Genomic DNA, 19299 nt, shown 5'->3' with positions numbered 1-19299 from the left:
GGCGCGACACCCGCGGGCACACCTCGTCCCTGGATCCCGTCGGCGTCGGCACGGACGGGATCCAGGACCTGGGCCTCGGGGCTCGCGACGGCCGGCCACGGCATCAGGTCCGCACCATCGACCCCTGGTGGAAGGTTGAGACTTTGCCGCCCCGAAACCTTTGACTCTCACGGTGCACCTGAAGGTTCGACGGCCCCGGACCGTGGTCCGCCGGCGCCGCACTAGACTGCGAGCATGCAGACGTCGGCCCCCAGCACCGCTCTCCCCGAGGAGCGCACCACGGGCTCCGGGCCCTGGGGCCCGGCGCTGATCGTGGACGTGCTGCTCGTGCTCCTGTTCGCCGGGCTCGGGCGCAGCACCCACGCCCTGGACGCCACCGGTCTCCTGGTCACGGCGTGGCCGTTCCTGGCGGGGCTCCTGCTGGGCTGGCTCGTGTGGCGGGTGCGCCGCACCCCGTTCGACGTCTGGCCCCGGGGCGCGGCACTGTGGGTGACGACCGTGGCCGTGGGCATGGGCCTGCGCCTGGTCGTCGGCGAGGGCACGGCGCCGAGCTTCGTCCTCGTCACGCTCGCGGTGCTCGGTGTCTTCCTGCTGGGCCCGCGGGCCCTGGTCTCGGCGCTGCGCGCGGTCCGGTCCCGCCGCCCGGCCGATCCTCCCCGTCCCGCCGGTCCCGCCGGCCCCGTCCCCTGAAAGGTGCTCCATGCTCACCGCCATCGTCCTCATCAAGACCGCCGCCGACCGGATCCCCGAGGTCGCCGAGCAGATCTCCGACATCCCCGGCATCAGCGAGGTGTACTCCGTGACCGGTGACTGGGACCTCATCGCGATGGTGCGGGTGCACCGGCACGAGGACCTCGCGGACGTCATCGCCGACCGCCTCTCGAAGATCGAGGGGGTCGTGGGCACGAACACCAACATCGCCTTCCGGACCTACAGCAAGCACGACCTCGAGGCGGCCTTCTCGCTCGGCATCGAGTGACCACCACTGCCGGACCACGATCGACCGAACCGTCCGGCGCCGGCGCGGTGACCGGGCGCGCGGACTGCAGGAGGCCGGTGGGAGAACACCGCCCGGGCCTCCGTCGTCGCCGGCCTTCCGCCGGAGGCGCGCCTCAGCGCGCGGTGTGGGCGATCCAGCGGTCCAGGACGGCGCGGGCCGCGCCGCTGTCCACCGACTCCTCGGCGCGTCGCACCGCCGCGGCCATCCGGTCCTGGAAAGGCTCCTCGGCGCCGGGGGCGAAGGCCACGAGCCCGGCCGCCGAGTTGAGCAGCACGGCGTTGCGCACATGCCCCTTCTCCCCCGCCAGGACCTGCTCGACGACGCCCGCGTTGTACCGGGCGTCCTGACCCCGGAGGTCCTCGATGGTGGCCCGGGGCATGCCGAGGTCGAGCGGCTCGAGGTCGTGGTGGTCGATCCGCCCGTCGCGGACCTCCCACACCTCCGAGGGAGCCGTCACGGTGAGCTCGTCGAGGCCGTCACCGCCCCGGAAGACGAGGGCGCGGTCGCCACGGGCCGCGAGGACGCCGGCGATGAGCGGCGCCAGAGCGCGGTCGGCCACGCCGATGGCCGAGGCCTCGACCCGGGCCGGGTTCGTGAGGGGTCCCAGGAAGTTGAAGGCGGTGGCCACGCGCAGCTGCGCCCGGGCCGCGGCGGCGAAGCGCATCGACGGGTGGAAGGTCTGGGCGAAGAGGAACGTGATGCCCACGTGCCGGGCCGCGGACTCGACCATCTCGACCGGCAGGTCCAGCCGGACCCCGAGCGCCTCCAGCACATCGGCGGAGCCCGACTTCGAGGACGACGCGCGATTGCCGTGCTTCACGACCTTCGCCCCCGCACCGGCGCACACGAGGGCCGACATGGTGGAGATGTTCACGCTGGAGAGCCGGTCGCCACCGGTCCCGACGACGTCCAGGGCCGGGCCGGGGATGTCGACCGGCCGCGCGTTGCCCACCATGGCGTCGGCCAGCCCGGTCAGCTCCTCGACCGACTCCCCCTTCGCCCGCAGGGCCACGAGGAAACCGGCGATGACGACGTCGGACACCTCGCCCGACATGATCGTGTCCATGGCCCAGTAGGTCTGGTCGCGGGTCAGGTCGGTGCCGGAGACGAGGGCGGTGATCAGGTCCGGCCACTCGAAGTGCGGTGCGGTCGTCGGTGTCGTCGTGTTCACGCTCCTGATCGTATCGCCCGCTGCCGGACCGGCCGGAACGGATTTCCGAGCGGCGCGACGACGTCCGACGAAGATCTGTGAGTGGGATCACATGCAAGCTTCGGGGGTGTGGACATCCGCGCTCTCCCGCGCCCGGGGGCACGAGGAGACAGCACGCCACGTCGGCGGCGGCCACGGGCATCAGGACACGCGAACCGCCCGATCCCCTTCGTGGTTGGTCCGCCGGGAGTTTTGGCGACATAATGTCTCTGTGACGACTGCAACCCATACCCCAGCCAAGCCGGTAGGCGGGTCGATCAACCGACCCAACCTCACCTCAGTGGGCACCATCGTGTGGCTCGCCTCCGAGGTCATGTTCTTCGCCGGCCTCTTTGCCATGTACTTCACCCTGCGCTCCACCGCCCCGGAGCTCTGGGCCGAGGAGTCCGCCAAGCTCAACATTCCGCTGGCCCTCGCCAACACCATCGTCCTGGTGCTGAGCTCGGTGACCTGCCAGTTCGGCGTCTTCGCGGCCGAGCGCCTGCAGCCACGCCGGGCCGGCGGCGTGTTCGATCTCAAACGGTGGGGAATGGTGGAGTGGTTCGCGCTGACCTTCCTCATGGGCGCGGTCTTCGTGGCGGTGCAGTCCTTCGAGTACGCCGAGCTCGTCGCCCACGGCATCAGCATCCCGGCCAACTCCTACGGCTCCGCCTTCTACATCACCACGGGCTTCCACGCCCTGCACGTGACCGGTGGTCTCATCGCGTTCCTGTTCATCATGGGCCGCGCCTTCGTCGCCAAGCGCTTCGGCCACTTCGAGGCCACCTCGGCGATCGTCGTGTCCTACTACTGGCACTTCGTGGACGTCGTCTGGATCGTGCTGTTCCTCGTGGTCTATTTCCTCAAGTAGGCCACGCGGTCCGGAGGACGAACCAAGCAAACCAACACCGAACTGAAGGAACGTTTGACGTGAAGGCACTTTCGCAGCAGCGGCGCCACCCTCTGGCAGTCCTGGTATTGATGGTCCTGGCCCTGCTCCTCAGCGGTGGGCTCTACGCAGTCGCCACCACCACCAACGAGGCCAAGGCCCAGACCGAGTCCTACACGGCGCAGGACATCGAGGAGGGCGAGAAGCTGTTCGTCGCGAACTGCTCCACGTGCCACGGCCTCGACGGGGAAGGCACGCCGTCCGGCCCGTCGCTCGTCGGTGTGGGTGCCGCCGCCGTCGACTTCCAGGTCGGCACCGGTCGCATGCCCATGCAGGCCAACGGCCCGCAGGCTCCGGACAAGGCGGTCCAGTTCAACGACGAGCAGGTCCGCCAGTTCGCCGCCTACGTGGCGACCTTCGGTGCCGGCCCGGGCATTCCCGAGGAGGAGTACCTGGACGTCACCCAGGGCAACGCCGCCAACGGTGCGAAGGTCTTCCTCGCGAACTGCGCCATGTGCCACAACGCCGCCGGTGCCGGCGGTGCTCTCACCCGCGGCAAGTACGCCCCCTCGGTGATGGACGTCGAGGAGAAGCACATCTACGAGGCCATGCAGACCGGTCCGCAGAACATGCCGGTGTTCAACGACGCGAACATCACCCCCGAGGAGAAGCGCGACGTCATCACCTATTTGAAGACCCTCGAGGACAACCCCAACCCCGGTGGCTTCGGGCTCGGCGCCCTCGGCCCGGTGTCGGAGGGTCTGTTCGTCTGGACCATCGGCCTCGCCGTCATCATCGGGTTCACCGTCTGGCTCACCTCGCGTTCCGCCTGACGTCCCGTGCCGGCAGCGGATGTCGGACCCCGAAGCTACGATCAACTGCACCAAGAGAAGAATGAGGGACCACATGGGAAGCCACAGTGACGGCACTCCCCACCAGTCGGGAACCGTTGCCACCACGGGCACCACGGCAATGGAGCGTTTCCCCGACCCCGGACTGCCCCCGCACCGCCCGCGCCTGACGGACGTCGACTCCGCGGCGGCCAAGCGCGCCGAACGGCAGGTCGTCCTGTTGTTCCTGCTCTCGATCGTCGGGTCGATCCTGTTCTTCGTCGGATACTTCGGGATCCGCGTCGACGGCCCCATCTACGACGTCACGAACACCGAGCCCACGCGCGCCCTGCAGCTGCAGAACCTCCTGCTCGGCCTCGGCGTCGCCCTGGGCATGTTCGGCATCGGTCTCGGCGTCGTCCACTGGGCCCGCACCCTCATGCCGGACCACGAGCTGGTCGAGAACCGGCACGCGGTGCGCACGGAGGAGCAGCGCGCCGAGGCGCAGAGCATCATGGCCACCATCTACGACGAGTCCGGGATCAAGCGCCGGCCGTTGCTGCGCAACACCCTCATCGGGGCGGCCGTGCTCGCTCCCCTGCCGTTCGTCGGCCTCCTGCGGGACCTCGGACCGACCGACCTGGACGTCCTCAAGGAGACCCTCTGGGACGAAGGGATCCGTCTGGTGCGTGATCCCTCCGGCGCGCCCATCAAGGCCTCCGACGTCACGCTCGGCTCCACGTTCCACGTGGTCCCCGAGAACCTCAACACCATCGGGCACAACGAGGGCTACCTCGACGAGAAGGCCAAGGCCGTCGTGCTGCTCATGCGCCTGGACCCAGGGACCGTCAACGTCTCCCCGGAGAAGGCCGACTGGAACGTCGACGGCATCTTCGCCTACTCAAAGGTCTGCACCCACGTCGGCTGCCCGGTCGCGCTCTACGAGCAGCAGACCCACCACCTGCTGTGCCCGTGCCACCAGTCCACGTTCGACCTCACCAACGAGTGCGAGGTCATTTTCGGGCCGGCCGCACGGCCCCTTCCCCAGCTGCCCATCACTGTGGACGACGAGGGCTACCTCGTGGCCCGCAGCGATTTCCACGAGCCGGTCGGACCGACCTACTCGCAGCGCGGTACCCATGTCGAGGAGATGCAGGGTGAGGCGAACTGATGTCCACGTCCACTGATTACGAGTACAAGCCCCAGACGGGCACCGGCCGCATCGCGAACTTCGTCGACACCCGTGTCGGCATGTCGCCGATGGTCAAGGAGTTCGGCCGGAAGATCTTTCCCGACCACTGGTCCTTCATGTTCGGTGAGGTGGCGCTGTACACCTTCGTCATCCTGCTGCTCTCCGGCACGTTCCTGGCCCTGTGGTTCGAGCCGTCGATGGCGGCCCTGGAGTACGAGGGCTCCTACGTCCCGATGCAGGGCGTCGAGATGTCTGCGGCCTACGCGTCCTCCCTCGACATCTCGTTCGACATCCGCGGTGGTCTCTTCCTTCGGCAGATCCACCACTGGTCCGCTCTGGTCTTCGCCGCGGCCGTGTCCGTGCACATGCTTCGCGTGTTCTTCACCGGCGCCTTCCGGCGGCCGCGCGAGCTGAACTGGCTCGTGGGCGTCGCGCTCTTCCTGCTCGCGATCGTCGCCGGCTTCACCGGCTACTCCCTTCCCGACGACGTGCTCTCCGGCAACGGTCTGCGCATCGCCGACGCGATCCTGAAGGCGATGCCCATCGTGGGCGCGTACCTGTCGATGTTCCTGTTCGGTGGCGAGTTCCCCGGGCACGACATCATCGCGCGCCTGTACATCCTCCACGTGCTCGTGATCCCGGCCATCATCCTGATGCTGATCGTGGTCCACCTGTTCATGGTCGTGGTGCACAAGCACACCCAGTTCCCCGGCCCGGGCCGCACCGAGAACAACGTCGTCGGCTTCCCCGTGGGGCCCATCTACGCGGCGAAGGCGGGCGGGTTCTTCTTCATCGTGTTCGGCATCATGGCGCTCATGGCGGGCACCACCACCATCAACGCGATCTGGAACTACGGTCCGTATGATCCCTCCCCCGTCCAGGCCGGCTCCCAGCCCGACTGGTACATGGGCTTCACCGACGGTGCCGTGCGCCTCATGCCCGGCACCTGGCCCTTCAACTGGGAGTGGACCTTCTGGGGCATGTCGGTCCCGATGAACGTTCTGCTGCCGATGGCACCCCTCGGGGTCCTGTTCGGTCTGATGGCCGCGTGGCCGTGGATCGAGCGGTGGGTGACGAAGGACGACCGGGAGCACCACATCCTCGACCGTCCCCGGAACGCGCCGTTCCGCACGGCCATGGGCGCCGCCGGCGTGACGTTCTACACGATCCAGTTGGTGGCCGCCAGCGGTGACCTCATCGCCACCCACTTCCAGCTGGCGGTCAACGACGTCCTGTACTGGCTCCGCGCCCTGTACTTCCTCGGACCGATCCTGGCCTTCGTGATCACGCGCCGGATCTGCCTGGCGCTGCAGCGCAAGGACCGGGAGATCGTCCTCCACGGCCGTGAGACCGGGCGTGTGCAGCAACTCCCGCACGGCGAGTTCATCGAGGTCCACGAGCCCCTCGACGAGTACAAGCGCTACCGACTGGTGAACATGCCGGACTACCAGGTGGAGCCGGCTCAGCCGAACGCGAAGGGCAAGATCACGCGCAGCGAGAAGGCGCGCGAGCGGGTCAGCCGGTTCTTCTTCGAGGACCGTGTCGCGCCCGTCACCCCCGCCGAGCTCGAGGCGGCGCACCACCACCACGAGGCCGACGCCCTCACGACGGGTTCCCAGGACCGGGAACTCGTGCGCTGATCAAGGAATGAGCCGGTCAGGGCCCCGAGAGGAGAGATCCTCTCGGGGCCCTGACGCATCTGCGTCCCTCCCGCTTGCCGACGAGGGTGCCAATGGCTGCGAGGCTCCGTGGCCGTGGCCTTCAGCGACCCTCTGACCGCGCCATGGCCCCCGGCGACGCCGAGAGGGAGATTGTCCTCTCGGCAGGGCCGCAGTAGCTCCCCCAGTGCCTGCTAACAGGATCCTCCGGGGCGGGCACGCTGCTCCGATGGACACCGTCGATCTGTTGCGGTCGGTTCTCGTCGGGGGTGTAAAGGGCCCATCGCCCACGCCGGCTGTGACCGGGAACCGGCCGGATCCCCACCACTGATGTGTATGGGCTCATGACATCTACGACCGGATGTCGTCGGGACATGTTTACCGGTTTCGTGGCCGGTGGGCGTTGAAGTTCCGGATCGGTTTGGCGCCTGTTCTGGCGTGGAGGGACAGCTCGGTTTGACCGTCGAGCACGCGGAAGTGGTGGTCCTCGACGACCACGGTGACGATCTTCCCGGCGTGGGTACGTCCGACTCGCAGGCGTTGCCCGGCGACCATAGTGACGCCATCGTTGGGCACGCGCCGTTGCACGCTCTGTGGCCCTGCCGGCGGAGGTGGTGGTAGCGCGGTCGCCGCGCGCCGGGTCTGGGTCAGGCGGCGCAGGTCGGTGGCCGACAGCGGATTCGGCAGGGTCTTGATCAGGTGGTGGTCGGTGATGGCGTGGAGCAGACCGCCGTCGATGCGCAGCGTGACCCGGGTTCTCGCGTGCTGCGGGCCCAGCGCGAGCTCGTGGCCCAGGAGGGTGACGATGCCGTCGCGGGTGGCGGTGCGATCGACTTCCACGGCCACCGGCGGCGTTGAGCGCGCGCCGCGCCCGATCGCGGGCAAAGCCGGCGCCGGGCGGCCGGGCCGGGCTCCGCGCATGGCCAGCCGCTGGAGGTCGGCGGTGGTCAAGCGGGAGAGGACCGTCTTGAGGATTTCGGCCTCGAGCAGGACGTGGACGCTGGTCAGATCCACCCACAGGGTCACGGTGCGTCCGGCGAAGGCTTTGCCGATCCAGACCTGCTGCGCGCCGACCAGCACCACGACACCGGAGGGCGGGACCGCCAGCTCGATCTCCAGGGCGGCGAGGTCGGTCGGGGACGGTGGTGACAGTCCGCGGTGGTGCGCCCTCTGTGGGCGTCAACTGCGGATCCGATCGGGGATGGAACAGACTGGCGGGGGTGGCCATGTCCAGGCTCTGGTGGGGGCGGGCAGTGTTGTAGGCGTGCACCCACTCGTCGATCGCGGCCTGGGCTGCCTCCACGGTGGCGAACGCGCCGCTCTCGTCGAGTAGCTCCCGGCGCAGGGTGCGGTGGAAGCGTTCGATCTTGCCCGTGGTCGTCGGGGAACGCCGCTTGGTCAACCGGGCGGTGATGCCGTGCTCGCGGCAGGTGCGCTCGAAGAGCACCTCCACCGGCAGGGGCCGGGTGAACCTGCCGGTGAACTGCTTTCCGTTGTCGGTGAGGACCTCGAACGGGACTCCCCACCGGCCCATCGCGGCGATGAACGCCTCGCACACCGCTGTCCCGGAGGGGCGTTCGAGCACCGCGGCGACCACGACGAACCGGGAGTGATCGTCGATCCCGGTGAGCATCTTGCACTCCTGCCCGCCGGTCAGCTGGATCCCGCCCACCAGATCCAGCTGCCACAGGTGCATCGGTGCTTCGCGCTGCCACCGCTTGTACACGCGCTGGTGACGCTGCTCCTGGGGGGTGATCAGCCCGTTGCGCACCAGCACCCGGTGCACCGTCGAACGCGACGGAGAACGCCCGCCCGCAAGTCGCTGGAGCTCGTAGACAATGCGCCGGGCACCCCACCGGCGGTGCTCGCGACGTAGCTCACAGATCATCGCCTCCACCTCGCCGCTGATGCGGTTCGGGCTCGAGCGCGGCCGCCGCGATTGATCGGACAGCCCTGCCAGGCCGCTCGCCTCGTAGCGTTTGCGCCAGGCGGTCACTGTCTGGCGCGAGACCCCGAACTGCTCGGCGACGTCGACCACGCTGGCCCCGTCACGCACCGCCATGACAGCGCGCAGCCGGATCTCCACGGAGATTCGAGCAGCGAGCTCGGCATCGGACTCACTTTCCTGAAACGACGACACGCTCCACCGTCACCGAACCCCGTGAACCGTCAACGATGTCCCGACAACGATCGGTCAAACAAGTCCTGAACCCGTACACCATCACCACGCGCGAGCAGCGTGCTCTCGGTTCCCAGCGCCTCCAGAGAGTGGCCCCAGAGTTCGCCTATCGCCGCGAGGGCCGGAACGGCGGATGAGCGGAAGCAGCTGCTCGTTGCAGGACCGACGTACTGGGAGCTTCACAGTCTCTCGGTGGTCACGATGGTGGGTGCTGCTCAACCGAGGACCGTGCATGGAAGGTTGTTGATCAGCTCCTCGACCGGTACGAGGTCGCCGGCGGTGTGCACGCGCAAGGTTGTCAACGACGGGGTCAGGAAAAAGCCCCTTCCTGCACCACGTCTGCGACAGCCCCTCGCCAGGCACCGAAGCTGACCCACCGAGGTCTGCTGGTTGTCACGGCACGCCTGCCGGCAGGGCGCCATCAGCGGTGCCTCACAGGCTGGGCCGGATATGTCATGTTCCCCGTGTCGTTGCCGCCTGAATACTGACCCTCGGGCGCCGGGCGGATTCAACGGTGATAAGGGGTCAATATTCGCTCGGCGTTGACACCCCGTCGCCGTTGACCCATAGCGGCACCGGGACCATCCTGACGTGACCAGGGAATACGCCGGGTGATCGCAGAGGATCACCGCAAATCGCTTCGCGACCGCACCCGCGTCAGGAGCGTAACGCCACAGTACTCACCCCATCGATCCGGGAACCGTGTGCATCCCGGGGCCTGCAGCACCGAAGGAGACGACCATGCCCCTGGAGCACCCGGTGGAAATCAAGATCACCGTCGGCGGCGATCCCACTGAGTCTCCCCCGGGCAGCGTCGACGAGGCCGTGCAGGCCCTAGAACTGCCTGACGGCCGGGCCCGGCGGATCTGGTTCCTCGAGGACCTCACCCCCGGCCTGACCCAGCACCTGCCGATGCTGGAGACCGGACAGATCTTCCGGGTCCGCCTCGACGAGAAGAAGAATGGCAGCCGGGAAGCCGACGCCACCGTGAAACTGCGCCCAGCACGCCGCACTCAACTGCCCCACCCCTGGGACCGGGCGCACTCGGCAGGCGAGGCACCAAAGGACGGCACAGACGGCTACGAGTACCGCATCGAGGAGGACTGGGCGGGGACGCGACGGTTCCTGGCTGCCTCCCTGAAGGTCGACATCGACCCTGTTCGCCTGACACCAGAGGACGCCCCCGAAGACAGTCGCCAGAGCGCGCTTCCACCCCGGGAGGTCTTCGGCGAGCACCACCAAAGGTTCCTGGCCGCCTGCGCCGATCGTCGTGTGGTCCTGGCCGCGCTCACTCCCTTGGGCCCCATCGAGGGCACCCGGTGGAAGGACGTCAAGGTCGGCAAGTTCACCACGATGGTGGAGCGATGGACCGTCGAGGGATTGGACTTCCTCGAGCTGTCGATCCAGCTCGAAGCAGGCAGCAAGGGGGATCCCCTCGAGCGTCTGATCGCTTTCTCGACCGCCGTAGCCGCCCGCGGGCTGAACCCCTTCAGCCGTCAGGAAACCAAAACCCGCCGCGTTCTCGAGCATCTCGCCCACCGCGCCGGCGCCTGAGCGCACGCCCTGGATCCCACCAGGGTCCGTGGAACCTCGGGTGCGTTCCTCACCCGGACCCCCCGATCGCTCCCCGTACAGTCATGCAGCCCACGGTGGTCACCCGATGCCCATCGCCTCCACGGCGTGGCCGCCGCACCGGAGCACGCGGCGTGCCCGGGGTGAGAAGGAAGCGCCCGGACCAACGGGCCGCGTCCAGGAGGGATCCGCCTAGCTTCGTGGGAACGGACGCCCGGGCTCAGGGGGTCTCGGTGAGACGGACGAGGGCGGTGTGCACCGCCTCAGCCTTCGGGGTCCTCATCATCTGCAGGTGCGCACAGATCACCTGGATCGTCTGCGGGTCAAGACGACGGCCCTCGACGCTGTCCCGGCACACCGTCCAGTCCACCGCGGCCGCGTAGCGGTCACTGATGACCGGCTCGTGGACGGGACAGTAGTGATGCAGCGGCGCTGCAGTCAGTTCCGGAAAGGTCGCCGCCGTCCAGGCCACCACCGGAAGGACGGTCACGGCCCACTGACCGCACCCACTCGCCTCACAGGCCATCGCCGACGTCATGGCGCTACTGTGCCGGGACGAACCGGCCCACGGATAGGTCCCGTGCAACTTCATACGTTTATGAAGCCGGTCGGTCACGGCAAACGGAGAGAAGATCACCGCCCTCGCCCCGAGCGGTGGGTGCCGGAGCGGGTGCTGACGGATCTCAGGAGGAAAGCCCGGGCGTGCGCAGCCGATCCTTACCTGGGCACCGGTGACCGTGGTGGCTCTCGCTCAGCAGCGCGCGTGGTCCTGTCGACGACGGACGAACACTGAGCAGGTGCGACAGGGTGGTTTCTCGTCATGATCGCCACACCGGGTGATCTGGGCGGAACTCCAGTATTCCGCCAGCCGCGCGGTGTCCCACGCGCCCAGCTCTGTGTCCGCCACGATCTTGAGACGGTGGTGACGTCGGCGCCGCTGCCGGGCCAGGTGCTCGGCGGTGAAGGGCCGGTAGGAGACCAGTCCGCCACGAATGCGGCGTACCTCTCGGGAGATCGTCGAGGGAGCCCGGCCCAGCAGTGCGGCGAGGCCCCGCAGGCTCGTGTCGGCACGCAGTCCATCGGCGATCATGATCCCTCACGCTGCTGTCATGGCCCAGCTTTCGGGCAGGTGTTGCGACCATGACGAGAAACCACCCCGTCGTTGACACAGGTCCGTGCCCCTCGGGAAGGACCGCCACAGGAGCCCGCTCATGGTCTCCCTCGACCCAGGCCTCCACGGACCGGCCGACTCGGCGATCTGCACGCCGCCGCTGCACCACGTGGCCGCCAGGTCATCCCACCACATCTCCTAGCCCCGGCCCAGGTCAGCGTCCGGGCCGTGCCTTCTAACCGCCGAGCCCGGCCCGCCGTTGGTACCCGGTCTCGCGCCCGTTGCCGGCGATCCGGCAGGTCCCGACCGTGCCCACGCCAGCCGGAACCAAGACCCGATTCTCGTCCTCCACAACGAATGGCCGCTTGCGCCTTCTGATCCTCATGTCCCTCCCTCCAGCGAACGGCGATGTTGGGATGAGCCCCCGGACCCATCTGCCGGTGAGGGGGGCGGTTTCCTCCCTTCGTCGACACGCGTTTGTCCGTTGGGTCCGCTGCTGCCGAACCTGCAGCTCGCAGCAGTAACGGCCTCCAGCGCGGAGCGTGGGCATGCGAGAGGCCCCGGACACCAGGGTGTCCGGGGCCTCCGTGCCGATCAGCGATCAGCAGTCCGTGTCAGTGGGCGTGCTCGCCGCGGGAGTGCTCGAAGATCAGGCCGAGCAGGCCCAGCACCGCGACGGGGACGGCCAGCCCGAGGATCCACCAGCCGATGGCCAACGCGGTGAAGGCCAAGGCGCAGCCAATGCCGAGCAGCAGGGGCCACCAGCTCCACGGGGAGAAGTGACCGTACTCGCCGGCGGACTCGACGATCTCGCCGTCGAGCTTGTCCTCCGGGAGAACGCCACCGGTGTTGCGGTCCACGAGCCACAGGTACACCGCCAGCATGAACGACATGATGCCCACGGCGAGCAACCCGGGGAAGCCCACGAGCTCGTCGAACCGGGTCAGGAAACCGTAGACCACGCCCGCCAGAAGGCTGAAGCCGCCCAGGAGGATGAACAGTTTGATGGACAGTTTCATGCTCAGCCCTTTCGCGTGGCGATGGCGCCGTCGTCGACCGGGGACTGCTGCGGGGACTCCGCGGCCAGCTCCGGGTGGTGCAGGTCCAGCGCCGGCCGCTCGGAGCGGATGCGCGGCAGCGAGGTGAAGTTGTGCCGCGGCGGCGGGCAGGAGGTCGCCCACTCCAGGGAACCGCCGAAGCCCCAGGGGTCGTCGACCTCCACCTTCGTGCCGTTGCGCCAGGTGGTGTAGACGTTCCAGAACCACGGGATCATGGACAGGCCCAGGAGCATCGCGCCGACCGTGGAGATCTGGTTCATCCAGGTGAACCCGTCTTCTGGCAAGTAGTCGGCGTAGCGGCGCGGCATGCCGTCGACACCCAGCCAGTGCTGGATCAGGAACGTCATGTGGAAACCCAAGAAGAGCAACCAGAAGTGGATCTTGCCGATCCGCTCGTTGAGCATCTTCCCGGTGAACTTCGGCCACCAGAAGTAGAACCCGGCGAACATGGAGAAGACCACGGTGCCGAACACCACGTAGTGGAAGTGGGCGACCACGAAGTATGAGTCAGAGACGTGGAAGTCCAGCGGCGGGGTGGCCAGGATGACGCCGGTCAGGCCGCCGAAGAGGAACGTGAACATGAAACCGAGCACCCACAGCATGGGCGTCTCGAAGGTGATCGAGCCCTGCCACATGGTGCCGATCCAGTTGAAGAACTTCACGCCGGTGGGCACCGCGATCATCATCGTCATGAACGCGAAGAAGCTCAGCATCACCGCGCCGGTGACGTACATGTGGTGGGCCCACACGGTCACCGACAGGGAGGCGATGGCGATGGTCGCGAACACCAGGCCCTTGTAGCCGAACAGCGGCTTGCGGGAGAAGACCGGGATGATCTCGGAGACGATGCCGAAGAACGGCAGTGCGAGGACGTAGACCTCGGGGTGTCCGAAGAACCAGAACAGGTGCTGCCACAGCACCGCTCCCCCGTTGGCCGGATCGAAGATGTGCCCGCCCAGGGTGCGGTCCATGCCCAGCGCGAACAGCGCCGCCGCCAGCGGCGGGAACACCATGATCACGAGCAGCGCGGTGATGAGAGTGGTCCAGGTGAACAGGCCCATCCGCCACACGGTCATGCCGGGGGCACGCATCGCGATGATCGTGGTGATGAAGTTGACGCCGCCCATGATGGTGCCGAACCCGGACAGGGCCAGACCGAACACCCACAGGTCACCACCGGCCCCGGGCGAGAAGGACGAGTTGGACAACGGGGTGTAGGCGAACCAGCCGAAGGAGGCCGCACCCTGAGGGGTGAGGAAGCCGGCGACAGCGATGAGGGACCCGAAGAGGAAGAACCAGAACGCCAGGGCGTTCAGCCGTGGGAACGCCACGTCCGGGGCGCCGATCTGCAGCGGGACGATGACGTTGGCGAAGCCGACGAACAGGGGGGTGCCGAACATCAGCAGCATCAGCGTGCCGTGCATGGTGAACAGCTGGTTGTACTGCTCCTTGGTCTCCAGGATCTGCATGCCCGGCTCGAAGAGCTCGGCACGGATCAGCAGCGCCATCACCCCGGCGAGAAGGAAAAAGGCGAAGGAGGAGATCAGGTACATGTACCCGATCGTCTTGTGGTCGGTGGTCGTGATCCAGTTGACGACCATCCGGCCTTTGGACCGGGGCACCACGCGCGGAGCGACAGTGGCAGCCTCGTCCCGTGAATACTCGAGTGTTGACACCGGTACTCCTTAGTTTTCGAAGGGGTTGACGGGCAGGACGTCGTCCGCGCCCGGGTAGGAGTCACGGCTGTACTCCTCGCCCAGGGCCCCGGTCTGTCCGGCGTCGCGCAAGGACTGGACGTGGGCGTCGTACTCGGTCTGGCTGACCACGTTGACGTTGAACAGCATCTCGGAGTGGTACTCGCCGCAGAACTCGGCGCACTTGCCGAAGTACTCGCCCTCGCGGCCCGTGGTGATGCTGATGTTGTTGGTGCGTCCCGGGAACATGTCCGCCTTCTCGAGGAACGCGGGGACCCAGAAGGAGTGGATGACGTCGCGGGAGGTGACCTGCAGCTCGACGTCGCTGTCGACGGGCAGGTACAGGGTGGGCACCCGCTCGGGGACGCCCTCCTCGCCGTCGAGGTGGCCCTGGATGCCGGTGTCCCAGACGTCTTCGCTCAGGTAGTTGAAGTCCCAGGCCCACTGCTTGCCGTAGACCTGGACGGTGACGTCCGGGTCGTCGTGCACGGCGGTGATCTCGGCCTGGGTGCGCTCGGTGAAGAAGAACAGGGACATGATCAGGGCGATCGGGACGATCGTGTAGAAGACCTCGAGGGGGGCGTGGTACGCGACCTGCCGCGGGTAGCCGGTCTCGTTATTGCGCCGGCGGTAGGCGATCATGCACCAGAGCATCAGACCCCAGGTGATCAGTCCCACCACGAGGGCCGCGATCCAGGACCCGATCCACAGGTCGAGGATCATGTCGGCGTTGTCGGTGGTGCCACGCTCGGTGGGCATCCAGCCGAGCTTCGCCTCTTCCGAGCATCCCGTCAGCGCGGTTGCTGCCAGGACTGCTGCCGCAGACACCTTCGCCGTACGGCGCCGGAGGCTGTCGGTTCGTGTGTGCGAACTCACAGACGGCCCTTCCTCTTCTTCTCGTGCTCGTCGTCTGCGCGCCGAAGGCCCCGATTCGAAGAGCCCGGACACAGTCAGATGGAATGTTTCCCTCCGAGCTTACCCCGTGTCGCTGACATCTGGTGACACAGTGTCAGCTTCCGCGCGGCGCTCGGAGGCCCTTCCGGAAGGCGTCCGCGGGAGGCCTCCGGAACGCCGGGAGGCCCGCCGTCCGGGCGGACGACGGGCCTCTCGGGGTGAGCGGACGGACTCAGTGGAAGGAGTCCCCGCAGGCGCAGGATCCCCCCGCGTTGGGGTTGTCGATCGAGAACCCCTGCTTGGAGATCGTGTCCTCGAAGTCGATGGTCGAGCCGTCGAGGTAGGGCACGCTCATCTTGTCCACGACGACCTCGACGCCGCCGAAGTCGCGCACGGAGTCCCCGTCCAGGATGCGCTCGTCGAAGTACAGCTGGTAGATGAGGCCGGAGCAGCCGCCGGGCTGCACGGCCACGCGCAGCCGGAGATCGGTGCGGCCCTCCTGCTCGAGCAGAGCGCGGACCTTCTCGGACGCGACGTCGGTCAGGTTGACACCGTGGGTGGGCAGGCCGTCCACTGCGGCGCCGTTCTCGGTCGTGACGCTCATGATGCTCACTTTCTGTGGAGGGGTGCCGCACGGGGTCGGGCCGGCGGCGGGTCTGTCACGGGCACAACGGATGGGGGTTCCGGTTCATTCCCGGCGTCCCTGCGCGTCACGGGCCGCGTCGTCGAGGGCGAGCAGCATGAGGGTCTCCGCGACCACCGCACGCTCGAACTCCGCCAGGTGGAGGGACTCGTTGGCGCTGTGCGCGCGGGAGTCGGGGTCCTCCACGCCCGTGATGAGGATGCCGGCGTCCGGGTAGACCTCCATGAGGTCCGCCGTGAAGGGGATGGATCCGCCGATCCCCGTCTCGACGGCGGGCCGGCCCCACGACTCCCCCAGCGCCCACCGTGCGATCCGGGCGGCCTCGGAGTCCGTGTCGGTGCGGAAGGACTGGCCCGTCTCCTCGAGCTCGAAGCGCACGTGCGCCCCGAACGGCGCGTGCTCCTCGACGTGGCGCCGGAGCGCCTCCGCGGCCTCGGCGGGGTCCTGCCCGGGCGCCGCGCGCAGGCTCAGCTTCGCCCGGGCGGAGGGGGCGATGGTGTTGGAGGCGATGTCCACGGGCGTGACGTCCATGCCGGTGACGGACAGGGCCGGCTGCGTCCAGAGCCGGGAGGCGATCGAGCCGCGGCCGGCCAGCCGGACGCCGTCCCTGACCGCGGCATCGGCCCGGAACCGCTCCTCGTCGTAGACCAGGTCGGTGCGGTCCTCGGCGAGCAGCCCCTCGACGGCGACGGCGCCGTCGTCGTCGTGCAGGGTGGCGACGAGCCGGGCCAGCAACGTGGGGGCGTCCAGGACCGGTCCGCCGTACATGCCCGAGTGGACGGCGTGCTCGAGCACGGACAGCTCCACGACCGCGCCGACCATGCCGCGCAGGCTCGTGGTGAGGGCGGGGACGCCGACCTCCCAGTTGGAGGAGTCCGCGATCACGATGACGTCGGCGGCCAGCCGGTCCCGGTGGGCCTCCAGGAAGTCCCGGAAGGACGGGGAGCCGGCCTCCTCCTCCCCCTCCACGAAGACGGTCACGCCGAGACCGAAGCCGTCCCCGCGGTGGGCGGTCGCGGCGCGCAGTGCGCCGACGTGCGCCATGATCCCGGCCTTGTCGTCGGCCGCGCCCCGCCCGTAGAGGCGGCCGTTGCGCTCCTCGGCGACGAACGGCTCCGAGTCCCACAGCTCGCGCCGGCCCGGGGGCTGGACGTCGTGGTGGGCGTAGAGCAGGACGGTCGGGTAGCCGGGCGCGGGGCGGCGGTGGGCGACGACGGCGGGGTGGCCCGGGCCGCCCCCCAGGGGCACGCGCAGGATCTCCACCTCGTCCAGCCCGGCGTCCGCGAGGACGCCGGCCACGGCCACGGCGCTGCGCTCGAGCTGCGCGGCGTCGAAGGACTCCCAGGCGATGCCGGGGATCGCGACCAGACCGACGATCTGCTCGAGGATCCGGGGCATGCCCGCGTGCACGGCCGCGCGGACGATGTCGACGGGAACGGGAACGGTCGGGGCGAAGGGCTCGCTCATGGCACCCACCCTATGTCCGGTGCTCAGCGGGGACCGGCAGGTCCGTCGGCTATCCTTGACGGGTGTTTGGACGCAAGAAGGATGCAGACCGCGCAGGGTCCACCTCGGTGACCGCTGCGCCCGCCCCCACGGAGCCGGTGGCCGCCCCGCGGCAGACGCCGGGCAAGGGCCGGCCCACGCCCAGCCGCCGGCAGCAGGAGGCGGCCCGGCGCCGGCCCCTGGTCCCGGAGGACCGCAAGGCCGCGAAGGCCCAGTCCCGTGACACCGCGCGCGAGCAGCGGATGCGGGCCCAGGCCGGCATGGCCGCCGGGGACGAGCGCTTCCTCGGTCCGCGCGATCGCGGACCGCAGCGCCGGTTCGCGCGGGACTGGGTCGACTCCCGCCTCAACGTCGGCGAGTACCTCATGGTCGTGGCGCTGCTCGCGCTCGTCATCCTGTTCTTCCCCGTCCAGGACGTGGCCACGTACGGGGTCTACGTCATCTGGGCGCTGATGGTCCTCGGCATCGTGGACGCCGTGCTGTCCACCGCCCGGATGAAGAAGGCGATGCAGGCGAAGTTCGGGACCGTGGAGCCCGGCGTGCGCTGGTACGCCGCGATGCGCTCCTTCACGATGCGCCGTCTCCGCCTGCCCAAGCCCCGGGTCGCGCGCGGTGAGCGGCCCTCCTGAGCCGCACCGTGCCCGGCTCGCGTCCGCCACGGACTCCGGGCACGGCCCCGGCAGCGCTGCCCCCGGACCCTGCGGTCCGGGGGCAGCGCTGTTCCTGCGCCCCGGCCACCGTCAGCGCAGCGCCCGACCCGCCCGGGCCAGGCCCTGGTTGACGCGCCGGGCCCAGAAGGGGCCCTCGTAGAGGAAGGCGGTGTAGCCCTGCACGAGGGTGGCACCGGCGTCGAGGCGTTCCTGGACGTCCTCGGCCGTGGTCACGCCGCCCACGGAGACCAGGGCCAGCCGGTCCCCCACGCGCTCGCGCAGCAGCCGCAGCACCTCGAGGGAGCGTCGCCGCAGCGGGGCGCCGGACAACCCGCCGGCCCCGTGGGCCTCGACCTCGCCGGGGTCGGAGACCAGCCCCAGCCCGTTCCGCGCGATGGTCGTGTTGGTGGCCACGATGCCGTCCAGTCCCAGGTCCAGGGCCAGGTCCGCGACGGCCAGGACGTCTTCGTCCGAGAGGTCCGGGGCGATCTTCACGAGCAGGGGGACGTGCCGGTCCGCGGACTCGTCGGCCGTGCGGCCCACTGCGCTCAGCAGCGGGCGCAGGCTCTCGATCTCCTGCAGCTGACGCAGTCCCGGGGTGTTGGGCGAGGACACGTTGACCACGAGGTAGTCCGCCAGCGGGGCGAGGGTCCGGGTGCTCTGCAGGTAGTCGTCCACCGCGTCCTCCAGCGGCACCGCCTTGGTCTTGCCGATGTTGACGCCGAGCACGGGACGGGCGCGGCCGCGGTGGTCCGCCTCGAGCCCGCGGCGCGCCTGGGCGAGCCGCGGGGCCACGGTCGCCGCCCCCTCGTTGTTGAAGCCCATCCGGTTGATCACCGCGCGGTCCCGGACGAGCCGGAAGAGGCGGGGCCGGGGATTGCCGGGCTGCGCCTGGGCGGTCACGGTGCCGATCTCGACGTGGCCGAAGCCGAGGTCGGTGAGGGCGCCGATCCCTTCGCCGCCCTTGTCGAAACCCGCCGCGAGTCCGAACGGGGACGGGAACCGCAGGCCCAGCGCCTCCACCTCCAGGGCGGGATCGGGCCGGGTGTACACCCGCAGTGCCGTGCTGATCCGCGCGGCCCGCGCCGCCCGGATCCCGCGGAAGCCGACCTGGTGGGCCTTCTCGGCGTCCATCCGGGAGAAGACGGCCGTGAAGAACGTAGGGTAGAGACGCATGGTCCCAGTCTTCCACAGGGCACCCCTCCGGCCGGGCGGTCGTGGAGGGGCCTCCGGG

At 69.0% G+C, this 19299-nt stretch carries 17 protein-coding genes and 1 pseudogene; 8 read left to right on the top strand and 10 right to left on the bottom strand.

Features of this window, described 5'->3' with window-relative positions; translation table 11 throughout:
* Positions 1-234: 234 nt before the first annotated feature.
* The gene (locus ACFYE1_RS12600; protein ID WP_387743242.1) at positions 235-690 is read left to right on the top strand and encodes a DUF3054 domain-containing protein; all 456 of its coding nucleotides are present in this window, start codon (positions 235-237) and stop codon (positions 688-690) included.
* A gap of 10 nt (positions 691-700) precedes the next feature.
* Positions 701-979 carry an Lrp/AsnC family transcriptional regulator gene (locus ACFYE1_RS12595; protein WP_387743240.1) on the top strand — a complete coding sequence of 93 codons (279 nt, stop codon included), beginning with the start codon at positions 701-703 and terminating at the stop codon, positions 977-979.
* Positions 980-1112: 133 nt separating this feature from the next.
* Here the strand turns inward: ACFYE1_RS12595 and trpD are convergent, their stop codons facing one another.
* Positions 1113-2171 (bottom strand): anthranilate phosphoribosyltransferase, encoded by a 1059-nt coding sequence (gene trpD / locus ACFYE1_RS12590; RefSeq protein WP_387743238.1) that lies wholly within the window; start codon positions 2169-2171, stop codon positions 1113-1115.
* A gap of 250 nt (positions 2172-2421) precedes the next feature.
* Between trpD and ctaE the strand changes: the two genes are divergently transcribed.
* The 4 genes from ctaE (at position 2422) to qcrB (ending at position 6740) form a co-directional block, all read left to right on the top strand.
* Positions 2422-3060: an aa3-type cytochrome oxidase subunit III gene (gene ctaE / locus ACFYE1_RS12585; RefSeq protein ID WP_387743236.1), complete on the top strand. Its 639-nt coding sequence runs from the start codon at positions 2422-2424 to the stop codon at positions 3058-3060.
* 59 nt (positions 3061-3119) lie between these two features.
* A complete protein-coding gene (gene qcrC / locus ACFYE1_RS12580; protein WP_387743235.1) occupies positions 3120-3911 on the top strand; it encodes a cytochrome bc1 complex diheme cytochrome c subunit in 792 nt (263 codons plus the stop codon).
* A 73-nt stretch (positions 3912-3984) separates the two neighbouring features.
* Positions 3985-5079, top strand: coding sequence for a cytochrome bc1 complex Rieske iron-sulfur subunit (gene qcrA, locus ACFYE1_RS12575; protein ID WP_387743233.1), 1095 nt, complete (start codon positions 3985-3987; stop codon positions 5077-5079).
* On the top strand, positions 5079-6740 hold the full coding sequence (gene qcrB / locus ACFYE1_RS12570; protein ID WP_387743231.1) for a cytochrome bc1 complex cytochrome b subunit: 1662 nt from the start codon (positions 5079-5081) through the stop codon (positions 6738-6740). Before qcrA ends, qcrB begins: the two co-directional genes overlap by 1 nt.
* A 396-nt stretch (positions 6741-7136) precedes the next feature.
* Here qcrB and ACFYE1_RS12565 read toward each other — a convergent pair.
* Positions 7137-8850 (bottom strand): annotated as a pseudogene (locus tag ACFYE1_RS12565) (IS481 family transposase).
* 828 nt (positions 8851-9678) lie between these two features.
* Here ACFYE1_RS12565 and ACFYE1_RS12560 point away from each other — a divergent pair.
* Positions 9679-10491 (top strand): hypothetical protein, encoded by an 813-nt coding sequence (locus tag ACFYE1_RS12560; protein WP_387743229.1) that lies wholly within the window; start codon positions 9679-9681, stop codon positions 10489-10491.
* 238 nt (positions 10492-10729) lie between these two features.
* Here ACFYE1_RS12560 and ACFYE1_RS12555 read toward each other — a convergent pair whose 3' ends face one another.
* From ACFYE1_RS12555 to ACFYE1_RS12525, 7 genes are all read right to left on the bottom strand, one after another.
* Positions 10730-11047: a hypothetical protein gene (locus tag ACFYE1_RS12555; protein ID WP_387743227.1), complete on the bottom strand. Its 318-nt coding sequence runs from the start codon at positions 11045-11047 to the stop codon at positions 10730-10732.
* A 213-nt stretch (positions 11048-11260) separates the two neighbouring features.
* Complete coding sequence (locus ACFYE1_RS12550; protein WP_387743226.1) at positions 11261-11599, bottom strand: helix-turn-helix domain-containing protein; 339 nt, start codon at positions 11597-11599, stop codon at positions 11261-11263.
* A gap of 635 nt (positions 11600-12234) precedes the next feature.
* Positions 12235-12639, bottom strand: a complete 405-nt coding sequence (locus ACFYE1_RS12545; protein WP_387743224.1) for a cytochrome c oxidase subunit 4 — start codon at positions 12637-12639, stop codon at positions 12235-12237.
* Between the two features lie 2 nt (positions 12640-12641).
* Positions 12642-14354 (bottom strand): aa3-type cytochrome oxidase subunit I, encoded by a 1713-nt coding sequence (ctaD, locus tag ACFYE1_RS12540; protein ID WP_387743222.1) that lies wholly within the window; start codon positions 14352-14354, stop codon positions 12642-12644.
* A 9-nt stretch (positions 14355-14363) separates the two neighbouring features.
* Positions 14364-15248, bottom strand: coding sequence for an aa3-type cytochrome oxidase subunit II (gene ctaC, locus ACFYE1_RS12535; RefSeq protein ID WP_449274640.1), 885 nt, complete (start codon positions 15246-15248; stop codon positions 14364-14366).
* A gap of 250 nt (positions 15249-15498) precedes the next feature.
* Positions 15499-15870: a HesB/IscA family protein gene (locus tag ACFYE1_RS12530; protein WP_387743219.1), complete on the bottom strand. Its 372-nt coding sequence runs from the start codon at positions 15868-15870 to the stop codon at positions 15499-15501.
* Positions 15871-15954: 84 nt separating this feature from the next.
* On the bottom strand, positions 15955-17376 hold the full coding sequence (locus ACFYE1_RS12525) for a dipeptidase (protein ID WP_387743217.1): 1422 nt from the start codon (positions 17374-17376) through the stop codon (positions 15955-15957).
* Positions 17377-17483: 107 nt separating this feature from the next.
* Between ACFYE1_RS12525 and ACFYE1_RS12520 the strand changes: the two genes are divergently transcribed.
* The gene (locus ACFYE1_RS12520) at positions 17484-18044 is read left to right on the top strand and encodes a DUF3043 domain-containing protein (protein WP_387743215.1); all 561 of its coding nucleotides are present in this window, start codon (positions 17484-17486) and stop codon (positions 18042-18044) included.
* A 111-nt stretch (positions 18045-18155) separates the two neighbouring features.
* Here ACFYE1_RS12520 and ACFYE1_RS12515 read toward each other — a convergent pair whose 3' ends face one another.
* A complete protein-coding gene (locus ACFYE1_RS12515; protein ID WP_387743213.1) occupies positions 18156-19241 on the bottom strand; it encodes a quinone-dependent dihydroorotate dehydrogenase in 1086 nt (361 codons plus the stop codon).
* Positions 19242-19299 lie beyond the last annotated feature (58 nt).

Source organism: Kocuria nitroreducens, from assembly GCF_042879195.1.
Lineage (GTDB): Bacteria > Actinomycetota > Actinomycetes > Actinomycetales > Micrococcaceae > Kocuria > Kocuria nitroreducens.
Note: the sequence above shows the minus strand (reverse complement) of the source record. Positions and strands in the feature narration are given on the sequence as shown.

Bases quoted from the DNA above. Each gene is read 5' to 3' on its own strand.
- ACFYE1_RS12600 (WP_387743242.1), top strand. From the start codon at position 235: ATGCAGACGTCGGCCCCCAGCACCGCTCTCCCCGAGGAGCGCACCACG.
- ACFYE1_RS12595 (WP_387743240.1), top strand. From the start codon at position 701: ATGCTCACCGCCATCGTCCTCATCAAGACCGCCGCCGACCGGATCCCC.
- qcrA (WP_387743233.1), top strand. From the start codon at position 3,985: ATGGGAAGCCACAGTGACGGCACTCCCCACCAGTCGGGAACCGTTGCC.
- qcrB (WP_387743231.1), top strand. From the start codon at position 5,079: ATGTCCACGTCCACTGATTACGAGTACAAGCCCCAGACGGGCACCGGC.
- ACFYE1_RS12560 (WP_387743229.1), top strand. From the start codon at position 9,679: ATGCCCCTGGAGCACCCGGTGGAAATCAAGATCACCGTCGGCGGCGAT.
- ACFYE1_RS12555 (WP_387743227.1), bottom strand. From the start codon at position 11,047: ATGACGTCGGCGATGGCCTGTGAGGCGAGTGGGTGCGGTCAGTGGGCC.
- ACFYE1_RS12550 (WP_387743226.1), bottom strand. From the start codon at position 11,599: ATGATCGCCGATGGACTGCGTGCCGACACGAGCCTGCGGGGCCTCGCC.
- ACFYE1_RS12545 (WP_387743224.1), bottom strand. From the start codon at position 12,639: ATGAAACTGTCCATCAAACTGTTCATCCTCCTGGGCGGCTTCAGCCTT.
- ACFYE1_RS12530 (WP_387743219.1), bottom strand. From the start codon at position 15,870: ATGAGCGTCACGACCGAGAACGGCGCCGCAGTGGACGGCCTGCCCACC.
- ACFYE1_RS12525 (WP_387743217.1), bottom strand. From the start codon at position 17,376: ATGAGCGAGCCCTTCGCCCCGACCGTTCCCGTTCCCGTCGACATCGTC.
- ACFYE1_RS12515 (WP_387743213.1), bottom strand. From the start codon at position 19,241: ATGCGTCTCTACCCTACGTTCTTCACGGCCGTCTTCTCCCGGATGGAC.